This is a genomic window from Bacillus songklensis, assembly GCF_042649685.1.
Taxonomy (GTDB): Bacteria; Bacillota; Bacilli; order Bacillales; family Bacillaceae_H; genus Bacillus_BA; species Bacillus_BA songklensis.
The window spans coordinates 664,759-677,346 of the sequence record NZ_JBHRZT010000020.1 but is presented as its reverse complement, the minus strand read 5'-3'; the positions used below and the strand labels follow the sequence as shown (position 1 = coordinate 677,346).

The following is a 12,588-nucleotide window of genomic DNA, read 5'->3' as shown; positions in this document are numbered from 1 at the left end:
GTTTTATAACTGAAATGAACCGTCAAGTAACCCTTGATTTACCGAGTTTCTTATGACGGTTCATTTTCGGGAGGATGACTCCAAAGCATGTCTTTTATGCTCTGGAATCATCCTCTTTATTATTTTTGTGCGATTTTCATCGCTTTTTGCGTGTTGGCGAAGTGAAGTTTCGTAAACAATGGAAGGGATTGTTCTCCTTTACTTTTTATAAGTCGTGCTGCTGCTACGTCTACTTGGGTCCCGGCTCCTTTTGGCAACGTAAAACCAGCTTGTTTGCTTAGTTTGTCCATTTCCTTCAAAAAGGCATAACGGGCAATCATCGAAGCGGCGGCAACTGCAATATGGACGCTTTCGCCTTTTGTGCTGAAATAAACATTTTCTCTGACAATCTGCTTTTGTGCTGCGATATGTTTATAGTAAATAGCGCTTTCGACAAACTGATCGATTAGAATGCCCTCTGGCTTTTCTGGTTCTATCTTTCTTAGTACGTGCCCGATTGCTTGATTATGTAAAATGGCTTTCATCTTTCCTTGAGACATTCCTTTTTGCTGCAACTCGTTATATTTGTTATTATGCAATACGAGCAGGCTGTATGGAAGAAAAGCGGTCAGCTGCTTGGCGATGTTGATAATCTTTTCATCTGTTAAGCTTTTAGAATCGCGCACACCCAGCTCCTGAAGCAAAGGAATTTGCTTTTTGTCCACATAAGCGGCCACGACGGTGATTGGACCGAAATAGTCGCCTGTACCGACTTCGTCCGATCCGATGAAGGATTGCCGACCAATATTATCGGGCAATGAGCTGACCTGCTTACGGGAAGCGGAAGAAGATGGAGAGGATTTTTGTGAATCTCCGTTTCCCCATTTGGCTGCTTCCTTTGCAGCTTCTTTTCCCTGGAACAACACCTTGCCCGAGCGATAAGCAGTAATGGTGCATCCCGTTGTTTTAGCGGTAAACAAACCGCCTTGTGGAATTTTATCCGTTAACTTTGTTTGGTAGTAATGCCGCATCTTTTCTAACTGTCCGGCATCAACTTTTAAAACTGTATTTGACATTCGAATGACTCCTTTAAAACTTTTTTCATGTGATGATATATCTGACTCTTTATAGGGGATGTACAGTTTATCCACAATCCCGGCACCCTGAAAATGCCCTCAAAGATTCAATATGAATTTAATATAACTCTACACCAATTTATAAACACAAGCTCTTGTTTTTTATTCGTGTTCCGTTATTTAAGTGGACATGGCTTTCCATTCCGTGGTTCTTCATGGTATGATAAGGATTAGGATTGTGTGGAACGGAGGACTTTTTGTGTCAGAACAACAAAAATCGCGTACGACAGTTGATATTTTCGGACAACAATATACAATCGTCGGGGCAGAAAGCACAAGCCATGTGCGTCTCGTTGCTTCAATTGTTGACGATAAAATGCGTGAAATTAGTGCAAAAAATCCACATTTAGATATAAACAAGTTAGCTGTCTTAACAGCGGTGAATGTAGTACATGACTTTCTTAAATTGAAAGATGAATATGAAATGATACAGAGACAACCTCGAAATCAGAAGGAATGACCATATATGTTAAACATTATCTTGATCGGTTTACTCATTTTAGGCTTTTTAGCGGGAATTAAGCGGGGGTTTATTCTTCAATTAATTCATTTAATCAGTTTTGCTGTAGCTTTTATCGTTGCTTATTCGCTCAATGATCAATTGGCCCCAAGGTTAAAGCTGATCATTCCGTTTCCAGAAGCTAATATGCAAGGGATTGCTACTATTTTATTGGAAGCAACCCATGCAGAAGAAGCGTTTTATCGTATGATTGCATTTGCCATTCTTTTTTTCGCCACAAAATTTTTATTGCGAATAGTTGGATCCATGCTTAATTCGTTGGCACAGCTTCCGATATTAAAGCAAATCAATAAATGGGGCGGCGGTATCCTCGGGTTTATGGAAGTATACCTTGTTGTATTCGTTCTCCTTTATATTGGAGCGATTCTTCCTATCAATGAGATCCAGCAGCCCATCCAACAATCATTTATGGCAATGACCATTGTCAATGACACTCCGTTTTTATCTTCGGTTATTCAAGATTTATGGAAACAATATACGCCCGTTTAATCTGAAAATGAACCGTCATGAGGAATCCGTTAAAATTAGGGATTCCTTTGACGGTTCATTTCAATTACCTCTATTTTTGTTTCATTTTAAAGAATCCATTCCTGCCTTTTGTCGTTTTCTTTTTACGAAAGAAGAATTGATATACAATAGAAAAAGTACAATCTATAAGAAAATTCCTATGATATATCCCACAGGTGGTGTGATGAAAATGAATAAAAAACAAATTATCAAATTATTGGAAACGATTGCGGTTTATATGGAACTTAAGGGGGACAACCCTTTTAAAATTTCTGCTTTCCGTAAAGCGGCGGCTGCTATAGAAACGGATGAAAGAAGTCTGTCTGATATAGACGACTTTACTCAACTTCCGGGAATCGGGAAAGGAACAGCGGCTGTAATCGAAGAGTACATGCAAACCGGGAGTTCTTCAGTGTTGGAGGAATTGCAGCAGGAAGTTCCGGCTGGATTGATTCCTCTATTAAAATTACCGGGACTTGGCGGGAAGAAAATCTCCAAACTGTATCAAGAACTTCAAGTAGAGGATATCGAATCGTTGAAGGAAGCCTGTTTACAACAAAAAGTACAGCAATTAAGCGGTTTTGGCAAAAAAACAGAAGAAAAAATCCTTGCGGCGATCGAGGAGTTCGGCAAACGGCCGGAACGTTTGCCGCTGGCTGTCATGTTACCGATTGCCGAGGAAATTGAGCAGGCTTTAGAAAAAATGGATGGGATCAGCAGATTTTCCCGGGCCGGAAGCTTGCGCCGCATGAGAGAGACAATCAAAGATTTAGATTTTATCATCGCAACGGAGAAAAATGGACAAGTGCGCGAACAACTAACGGCTCTGCGGCAAGTAAAAGAAATCATTGCGAGCGGAGAGACGAAAGTATCGGTCGTGCTAGAATGCGAATACGATGTATCAGTCGATTTCCGTCTAGTCAAGGAACAGGAGTTTGCGACTACTTTACACCATTTTACGGGGTCAAAGGAGCATAATGTCCGTATGCGACAGTTGGCCAAAGAACGCGGTGAAAAAATAAGCGAGTATGGAGTGGAAGATACCAAAACGGGGGAAGTGACGACTTTCCAATCTGAAGAAGCGTTCTATCGTCATTTCGGTTTGAGCTTTATCCCGCCTGAACTAAGAGAAGATGGCACAGAAGTGGATGCATTCATAAAGCCGCATCAAATGATTACACTAGAACATATTAAAGGCGATTTACATATGCATTCAACTTGGAGTGACGGTGCTTATTCCATTGAAGAGATGGCTCAAGCATGCCGCCAAAAAGGATATCGTTATATGGCGATTACGGATCATTCTCAATATTTAAAAGTGGCCAATGGATTAACGGCGGAACGTTTACGGAAACAGCGGGAAGAAATCGATCGTTTAAATAAAAAATATGATGACTTTACGATTTTAGCAGGTGTAGAAATGGATATTTTACCGGATGCTTCTCTTGATTATGATGATGGGTTGTTGAGTGAAATGGATCTTGTTATTGCCTCTATTCACTCTAGTTTTTCGCAGTCCCGTGATGTCATCATGCGGCGCCTGAAGACCGCTTTGGAAAATGCCCATGTGGACATTATTGCACATCCAACGGGAAGGCTAATTGGACGCCGGGAAGGTTATGATGTGGATATAGATATGCTGATTGAGCTGGCAAAATCAACGAATACCGCATTGGAGTTAAATGCGAACCCGCATCGTCTTGACTTGGCAGCTGAACATTTAAAAAAAGCGCGGGATGCGGGAGTAAAACTTGTGATCAATACAGATGCTCATAATTTGGAAATGCTTGAAGATATGAAAATTGGAGTGGCTACAGCGGTAAAAGGATGGGTTCGACCGGAACAGGTTATTAATACGTACAATTTAGAGGAATTAACAGCGTTTTTAAAACGTAATGACAGATAACGAGAACGGAATCAGTCAAGGGAGGAAGAAGTTTTGCAACAACGCATTTTACACATATTAGAATTCGACAAAGTAAAAGAACAGCTCATTGCTCATGCAGCCTCTTCGTTAGGGCGTGAAAAAGCAGTACAGCTAATGCCGTCTACCAATTATGATGAAGTAGTCAAATGGCAGGAAGCAACAGATGAAGCAGTCACAGTCTTAAGATTAAAGGGCAACGTTCCCCTCGGCGGGATCTTTGACATTCGGGCTTATGTAAAGCGTGCTTCCATCGGCAGTACGTTAGGCCCAACGGAGCTTCTAGACGTGGCAAGTACCATTTATGGAACGAGACAGATGAAGAAATTTGCGGAAGAATTGCTGGAAGAAGAAGTGAACTTGCCGATTTTGCAAGAGCTGGCAGAACAGCTGACTGTATTGCCCCAAGTCGAGCAGGCGATCAAAAATAGTATTGATGAAAATGGAGTCATGCTGGATGGAGCGAGTGATAAATTAAGAAGCATCCGTCAGCGGCTTCGTTCAACAGAATCACGAATTCGCGAAAAATTGGAAAGTTTAATCCGCTCATCTTCGGCACAAAAGATGCTCTCCGATGCTATTGTGACCATTCGGAACGAACGATTCGTTATTCCTGTAAAGCAGGAGTATCGGAACGCATACGGCGGAATTGTGCATGATCAGTCGTCATCCGGTGCTACATTGTTCATTGAGCCGCAAGCGATTGTGACGTTAAATAACGAATTGCAAGAAGCGAAAGTACAAGAAAAGCAGGAGATTGAGCGGATTTTGATTGAGCTTACAAAAGAAGTGGCGGAAGTCTCTTCCGAACTGCGGCATAATGTCGGTGTTTTAGCGGAATTGGATTTTATGTTTACAAAAGGAAAATATAGCCATAAAATCAAAGCATCAAAACCTAAAATGAATGAAAACGGCTATATTAACCTTTTGAAAGCGAAGCACCCGCTCATTCCAAAAGAAGAAGTGGTGGCGAATGATATTGAACTGGGGAGCGATTATTCGACAATCGTCATTACAGGACCGAATACCGGGGGGAAAACCGTTACCCTCAAAACGATTGGGTTGTTTACATTAATGGCCCAATCAGGCTTGCAAATCCCTGCACTGGATGGTTCGGAAATGGCTGTCTTTAATCATGTTTTTGCCGACATCGGTGATGAACAGTCCATTGAGCAGAGCTTAAGTACCTTTTCTTCTCATATGGTCAATATCGTAGAGATTTTAAAACATGTAGACTATAAGAGCCTTGTCTTGTTCGACGAGCTTGGGGCCGGTACAGATCCACAGGAAGGAGCGGCGCTTGCCATCTCTATTTTAGATGAAGTGCATCAAAGAGGAGCACGCGTTATCGCGACTACCCACTATCCCGAATTAAAAGCTTATGGCTATAATCGGGAAGGGGTTATTAATGCAAGTGTGGAATTTGATATCGAAACACTGAGTCCTACGTATAAATTACTAATCGGTGTCCCTGGCCGAAGTAATGCGTTTGAAATTTCCAAGCGATTGGGGCTTGAAGATCGTGTAATCGAGCGTGCCAAAGGTTTTATTGATACTGAAACGAATACAGTGGAGAATATGATCGCCTCTCTTGAGGAAAGCAGACGTCAAGCGGAAGATGAATTGAAAGAAGCGGAAAGGTTGAGAAAAGAAGCTGAAAAGCTTCATAAAGAACTACAGCTTCAAGTTCTTGAATTTAATGAGCAGCGTGATCGTTTATATGAAAAAGCGGAGCGAAAAGCAGCAGAGACAGTCGATTCAGCGAAGGAAGAAGCTGAAGAAATCATTCGCCAGCTCCGAAAAATGAGTAAAAATCAACATTCACTCATAAAAGAGCATGAATTGATCGAGGCGAAAAAACGGCTGGAGGGAGCTGTTCCAACTCTTGAAAAAAGTGCCAAAACGTCAGTTGAGAAAAAGAAAGCCCAAACTTTTCATCCAGGTGATGAAGTAAAGGTCATTAGCTTCGGCCAAAAAGGAACACTTCTTGAAAAAACGGGTAACAATGAGTGGCAAGTGCAAATGGGAATTATGAAAATGAAAGTAAAAGAAAGCAATATGGAGTATATTAGTTCGCCAAAGCCTGTGGAAACGAAACCCCTTGCTACAATCAGAGGGAAAGATTATCATGTGAATCTCGAATTGGATTTGCGGGGAGAGCGTTATGAAGATGCATTGCAGCGTGTAGAGAAATATATTGATGATGCACTGTTAGCAGGTTATCCCCGTGTTTCCATCATTCATGGGAAAGGAACGGGAGCGCTGCGCAAAGGGGTGCAAGAGTATTTAAAAAATCACCGTTCCGTTAAAAACATTCGATTTGGTGAAGCGACCGAAGGGGGCACCGGTGTAACGATTGTTGAGTTCAGATGATGGGAGAGGGAAAGAGCATGAAAACCTTTTGGGAAAATCCTTACGTAGAAACAGCTGCTTACTATAGTGTAGTTATTCTCTGCATGATTGTCTTTCTGACAATTTTTGAAATCGTGACAAAATATAAAAACTGGGAAGAAATCCAAAAAGGGAATGTGGCGGTAGCCATGGCAACCGGCGGGAAAATTTTCGGCCTGGCTAATATTTTCAGATATTCCATCGAACAGCATGATTCTTTATTCCAAATGATCGGCTGGGGGCTGTTTGGATTTATCTTGTTATTAATCAGCTACTTTATCTTTGAGTTTTTAACACCTAAGTTTAAAATAGATGATGAAATCGAAAAAGATAATAGAGCTGTCGGTTTTATTGCCATGGTTATTTCGGTCGGAATGTCATATGTAATAGGGGCGAGAATCGGATAAGGAGAGAAACATGGAGACTTTAGCAAAAGTATTGCTGACATTATGCGGGGGTTTTTTGATCGTAGGAATCATTTACATGCTGTTTTTTACCTAAAGCATGGAATCCACATAAATAAAGGAACATGGATAAAAAACATCCATGTTCCTTTATTTACGCATAAGCCTTATGCGTTGCCAAGATGATGTGGGTGTTCTTTACCCACATCATCTTGGCAATGTGGCTTGTCATATACTATAATTTAATTGTTTATATTTCTAAAAATTATGACTATTTGGAGGTGATTGGATGAGAGAAGAAACGGCCAAACCATGGCTCAAACTTTATCCGGAGGAAATCCCGTCCATTATTCAAATCGAGGATAAAAGTTTGGTGGAATTATTTCAAGAAGCAGTTCAACTATATGGCTATAAATCGGCTGTTCATTTCTTGGGTAAAGAATTGACATTCAGCCAACTATACGAACAAGCGTTAGCACTGGCGGCCTATTTACAAAAACTCGGGTTTCTTAAAGGGGAGAAAGTTGCCATCATGCTGCCGAATTCCCCGCAAGCAGTTATCTCTTTCTACGGCGTGCTGCTTGCAGGAGGAACGGTCGTACAAACCAATCCCCTTTATACGGAAAGGGAGTTAATGTTCCAACTTAATGATTCAAATGCAAAGTATATGATTTCGCTTGATATTTTATATCCAAAAATCTCAAAAATGAAAGCACTAACAAATGTGGAACACATTATTGTGGCCAGAATCCAGGACTATTTGCCGTTTCCGAAAAACTTGTTATATCCATTCATACAGAAGAAACAGCAAGGAGTGGTCGTAAAAGTCGAACACCGCGGGAAAAATCACCTGCTTTCGGAAATTATCAAAAGCGGCGTTGCCACCTATATCCCCGTGCCGATTAATTCAAAAGAAGACCTAGCTTTATTGCAATACACAGGCGGGACTACGGGCTTTCCAAAGGGTGTCATGCTTACTCACAGCAATCTTGTCGCAAACGCTACGATGTGCTCCCATTGGCTGTATAAATGCAAAAAAGGAGAAGAGAAAATTTTAGGAGTACTGCCATTCTTTCATGTGTATGGCTTGACCACTGTCTTGATCTTATCTGTTCTTCAAGGATATGAAATGATTCTTTTACCGAAATTTGATACAGAGATGGTGCTAAAAACCATTCATAAGCAAAAACCAACTCTCTTTCCTGGAGCACCAACTATTTATATAGCTTTATTAAACCATCCGAATCTGACGAAATACGATTTATCATCCATTGATTCTTGCATCAGCGGATCGGCTCCGTTACCGGTAGAAGTACAAGAAAAGTTTGAAAAGATTACGGGTGGTAAGCTGGTTGAGGGATACGGTTTAACAGAAACGTCTCCTGTTACCCATTCTAATTTTTTATGGACAGACCGTGTCACTGGAAGTATTGGAGTGCCGTGGCCTAATACGGATGCAATGGTCGTCTCGCTGCAAACGGGAGAACAAGCAGAGATTGACGAAATTGGGGAAATAGCCGTTCGCGGTCCGCAAGTTATGAAGGGGTATTGGAACAGACCGGATGAGACAGAAGCAGTGTTAAGGGATGGCTGGTTTTTCACCGGAGACTTAGGATATATGGATGAGCGGGGCTATTTTTATATTGTCGACCGCAAAAAGGATATGATCATTGCGAGCGGATTCAATATTTACCCGAGGGAAGTGGAAGAAGTACTGTATGAGCACGAAAAAATCCAGGAAGCTGTAGTCGCGGGAGTACCTGATCCATACCGGGGCGAAACAGTGAAAGCGTATGTCGTTCTGAAAGAAGGAGCCGCTTGTACGGAAGAAGAACTTGATGCATTTATACGCCAGCATTTAGCTGCCTACAAAGTACCAAGAATCTATGAGTTCAGAAGTGAACTTCCGAAAACCGCTGTCGGAAAAATATTAAGAAGATCGTTAGTGGAAGAAGAAAGAGAAAAACAGAAAAAAGCAACATAGATTTTCTGGGTTCTGCCATTTCTTTTTTTGAAAATGACCATTGACAGAAATGGTAAGTTTTTTTATTATTGGAATATGAATGACTATTCATTCATATTTTATAATCATGGGAAAACAGGATGCATCTATGTCCACGTTGTTGCATAGGAAAAAAACTCACAGGAAATTGATCACTTAGAAGGAGAAAGAACGATTGAAAAAAAATCGACCTAAATATAAGCAAATTATTGATGCCGCTGTCATCGTTATCGCAGAAAATGGTTATCACAACGCACAAGTATCTAAAATCGCCAAGCAAGCCAGAGTAGCTGATGGTACCATTTATTTATATTTTAACAGCAAAGAGGATATCTTAATTTCTTTATTTCAAGAAAAGATGGGACAATTCATCGAAAAAATTGAGGAGGAAATTGCAGGAAAAGAAAAGGCAGAAGAGAAGTTATATATGTTAATTGAAAAACACTTCATGCTTCTTGCGGAGGATCATCCTTTAGCAACTGTCACCCAATTGGAGCTAAGGCAGTCGAATAAGGAACTGCGTTTAAAGATCAATGAGGTGTTAAAGGGATATTTACATGTAGTGGACAGCATTCTGCAAACAGGTATCGAGACAGGGGAGTTCGATTCTAAATTAGATATTCGTTTAGCAAGGCAAATGATTTTCGGAACGATTGATGAGACAGTCACTACTTGGGTAATGAATGAACATAAATATGATCTCATCTCATTGGCACCGAAAGTGCACCAGCTTCTCTTAACTGGATGTAACGGCTCTCAACCTGCTTAAGTAAGGTTGGGAGGCGTCAACCAAAAATACATAAGGAGTGGAGAAAATGAGCTTTTTACAAGTGAAGACAGCTGATTATGTGAGCGTCATCAATATCAGTCGTCCGCCGGCTAATGCATTATCACAGGGGCTTTTGCAAGAGCTCTCTAATGTATTGGAAGAGTTAGAGAACAATCACGAAACTCGCGTTATTGTTGTGCGTGGGGAGGGACGTTTCTTCTGTGCTGGTGCTGACATTAAGGAATTTACGACGCTATCCCAAGAGGAAGATTATCGTCAGTTGGCGAAAAACGGACAGGACTTGCTCCAATACGTTGAATCATATCCAAAGCCGATTATTGCAGCCATCCATGGGGCAGCACTCGGCGGCGGCCTGGAATTGGCTATGAGCTGCCATATGCGGTTTGTGAGCGAAACAGCTAAGCTCGGATTACCTGAGCTGCAGTTGGGCATCATTCCGGGATTTGCCGGGACACAACGTTTACCGCGATACGTAGGGGTCGGAAAGGCCTGTGAAATGATGCTGACAAGCGAACCCATTTCCGGTATGGAAGCAGCAAAAGCAGGTTTGGCGAACAGAGCTTATCCAGAAGAAGAATTGTTTGATAAAACAATGGAATTTGCGTATAAGATCGCTAAGAAAAGCCCTATTTCTGTCGCAGCAACCTTGCAATTATTAAAATATGCGAACGCTGAATCATTTTATGAAGGGATGCAAAAAGAAGCAGAACTGTTTGGAAAAGTATTTGCTTCAAATGATGCAAAAGAAGGCGTTGCAGCATTCATTGAAAAACGCGCTCCAAATTTTAAAGGGATATAATATTTTTTTGCAATAAATATTCATAAAATTCTTAAGAGAATGAACGTTCAATTTATTGGAGGGGACATTATGAACATCTACGTATTAATGAAACGTACTTTTGACACTGAAGAGAAAATTGTATTAACAAACGGTCAAATTGCTGAAGAAGGTGCCGAGTTTATCATCAACCCGTACGATGAATATGCCATTGAAGAAGCCATACAAGTAAGAGATGCTAATGGCGGTGAAATTACGGTGCTCACGGTTGGAGGCGAAGAATCAGAGAAAGAACTGCGCACAGCTTTGGCAATGGGGTGCGATAAAGCTGTGTGGATTAATACAGAAGATGATTTAGATTATGGCGATCAATACACAACGGCAAAAATAGTAGCCGAGTATTTAAAAGATAAAGAAGCAGATTTAATTCTCGCAGGGAATGTTGCGATTGACGGAGGTTCAGGTCAAGTAGGTCCTCGTGTCGCAGAGTTGTTGAACATTCCATACGTAACAACCATTACAAAGCTTGAAATCGATGGAAGTACTGTAAAGGTAGTGCGTGATGTTGAAGGAGACTCGGAAGTCATTGAAACTTCATTGCCTCTTCTCATAACAGCACAGCAAGGATTGAATGAACCCCGCTATCCTTCATTACCTGGAATTATGAAAGCAAAGAAAAAACCATTAGAAGAATTAGAGTTGGATGATCTTGATTTAGACAAAGATGATGTAGCAGCGAAAACAAAAACAATCGAAATTTATCTTCCGCCGAAAAAAGAAGCAGGAAAAGTATTATCAGGAGAACTGGCTGATCAAGTAAAAGAATTGGTTCAACTTTTACATTCTGAAGCGAAAGTCATTTAATCATTGGACTAAAAAGGTAAATGGGGGTATAAATCATGGCACGCAAAGTATTAGTATTGGCAGAAGTACGTGAGTCGGCATTACGTAACGTTTCATTTGAAGCAATTGCAGCCGGGAAAATAGTAGCTGAAGGCGGAGAGGTTGTGAGTGTTTTATTAGGTGAGGGTGTCAACAGCCTGGCGAATGAATTGATTGCTTATGGAGCAGATCGTGTTGTAACAGTCGAAGACAGCAAATTGGCGCAATACACACCAGACGGCTATTCTCAGGCTTTCTTAGCGGTTGTGGAGACAGAGAAGCCTGAAGCCATTGTAATGGGCCATACAGCTTTAGGAAAAGACTTGTCTCCAAAACTGGCAGCCAAGCTAGACAGCGGATTGGTTTCTGATGTTACAGCATTAGAAGCAGCTGGAGGAAACCTTGTATTCACGCGTCCAATTTATTCTGGAAAAGCATTTGAAAAGAAAATCGTAACAGATGGTCTTATCTTTGTAACAGTGCGTCCGAACAATATTGCACCGTTTGAGAAAGATGGTTCTCGTACTGGTAAAGTAACAAGTGTGCAAGCAGAGATTAAAGACTTGCGTACGATTGTTAAAGAAGTGGTGCGTAAAGCGGCACAAGGCGTTGATTTATCGGAAGCAAAAGTCATCGTGGCAGGAGGCCGCGGGGTGAAAAGTGAAGATGGTTTTAGACCATTACAAGAACTGGCGAACGTACTAGGCGGTGCGGTCGGTGCATCACGCGGGGCCTGCGATGCCGAGTATTGTGACTACTCACTTCAAATTGGCCAAACAGGTAAGGTTGTAACACCTGACTTATATATTGCTTGTGGTATTTCCGGTGCCATCCAGCATTTAGCCGGTATGTCTAACTCAAAAGTGATCGTGGCGATCAATAAAGATCCTGAAGCAAACATTTTCAAAGTGGCCGACTATGGAATTGTTGGCGATTTGTTTGAAGTTGTACCGATGTTAACAGAAGAATTTAAGAAGTTGAAAATTCATTCATCTTGATCGGAAGGGTGAATCCCCTTCCAATCAAGATGCCTTCAATGCTGCAAGCAGCATTGAAGGTCAAAAGATGATGTTTAAACATTTGTGAAAAGGGGTAAAAGGGTACAGGTAACCTGCTGTCTTTGAGGAGTAAGGCAGCAGGTAGAAAGCGCACCCCTCTTGCGATGAAAGTTTAAGAACGACAAAAAGCGGGCACAGTATAATGTACCCGCTTTTTGTATGAAAATAGCCATGCACGCGAGCTGCGGGAAGCGAGTCAAATAAATAGCATTGAACA

The 12,588-nt window shown here is 41.3% G+C and carries 11 protein-coding genes; 10 read left to right on the top strand and 1 reads right to left on the bottom strand.

The features are described 5' to 3' along the window. Positions 1-119 precede the first annotated feature (119 nt). The gene (gene rnhC / locus ACFOU2_RS06430) at positions 120-1,055 is read right to left on the bottom strand and encodes a ribonuclease HIII (RefSeq protein WP_377913322.1); all 936 of its coding nucleotides are present in this window, start codon (positions 1,053-1,055) and stop codon (positions 120-122) included. Positions 1,056-1,314: 259 nt separating this feature from the next. Between rnhC and zapA the strand changes: the two genes are divergently transcribed. From zapA to ACFOU2_RS06380, 10 genes are all read left to right on the top strand, one after another. Further along, entirely contained in the window at positions 1,315-1,575 is a 261-nt protein-coding gene (zapA, locus tag ACFOU2_RS06425) for a cell division protein ZapA (protein WP_377913320.1), read from the top strand. A 6-nt stretch (positions 1,576-1,581) separates the two neighbouring features. Next, positions 1,582-2,124: a CvpA family protein gene (locus tag ACFOU2_RS06420; RefSeq protein ID WP_377913318.1), complete on the top strand. Its 543-nt coding sequence runs from the start codon at positions 1,582-1,584 to the stop codon at positions 2,122-2,124. 202 nt (positions 2,125-2,326) lie between these two features. Next, on the top strand, positions 2,327-4,048 hold the full coding sequence (gene polX / locus ACFOU2_RS06415) for a DNA polymerase/3'-5' exonuclease PolX (RefSeq protein WP_377913316.1): 1,722 nt from the start codon (positions 2,327-2,329) through the stop codon (positions 4,046-4,048). A 33-nt stretch (positions 4,049-4,081) separates the two neighbouring features. Then, a complete protein-coding gene (locus ACFOU2_RS06410; RefSeq protein ID WP_377913314.1) occupies positions 4,082-6,439 on the top strand; it encodes an endonuclease MutS2 in 2,358 nt (785 codons plus the stop codon). Positions 6,440-6,456: 17 nt separating this feature from the next. Further along, positions 6,457-6,864, top strand: a complete 408-nt coding sequence (locus ACFOU2_RS06405; RefSeq protein ID WP_377913312.1) for a DUF350 domain-containing protein — start codon at positions 6,457-6,459, stop codon at positions 6,862-6,864. Positions 6,865-7,150: 286 nt separating this feature from the next. Then, positions 7,151-8,845 carry an AMP-binding protein gene (locus ACFOU2_RS06400; RefSeq protein ID WP_377913310.1) on the top strand — a complete coding sequence of 565 codons (1,695 nt, stop codon included), beginning with the start codon at positions 7,151-7,153 and terminating at the stop codon, positions 8,843-8,845. Positions 8,846-9,038: 193 nt separating this feature from the next. Then, positions 9,039-9,632, top strand: a complete 594-nt coding sequence (locus ACFOU2_RS06395; protein WP_377913308.1) for a TetR/AcrR family transcriptional regulator — start codon at positions 9,039-9,041, stop codon at positions 9,630-9,632. Positions 9,633-9,678: 46 nt separating this feature from the next. Further along, positions 9,679-10,452 carry an enoyl-CoA hydratase gene (locus ACFOU2_RS06390; RefSeq protein ID WP_377913306.1) on the top strand — a complete coding sequence of 258 codons (774 nt, stop codon included), beginning with the start codon at positions 9,679-9,681 and terminating at the stop codon, positions 10,450-10,452. 69 nt (positions 10,453-10,521) lie between these two features. Continuing rightward, entirely contained in the window at positions 10,522-11,295 is a 774-nt protein-coding gene (locus ACFOU2_RS06385) for an electron transfer flavoprotein subunit beta/FixA family protein (protein WP_377913304.1), read from the top strand. Positions 11,296-11,330: 35 nt separating this feature from the next. Next, complete coding sequence (locus tag ACFOU2_RS06380; protein WP_377913302.1) at positions 11,331-12,311, top strand: electron transfer flavoprotein subunit alpha/FixB family protein; 981 nt, start codon at positions 11,331-11,333, stop codon at positions 12,309-12,311. Positions 12,312-12,588: the final 277 nt, after the last annotated feature.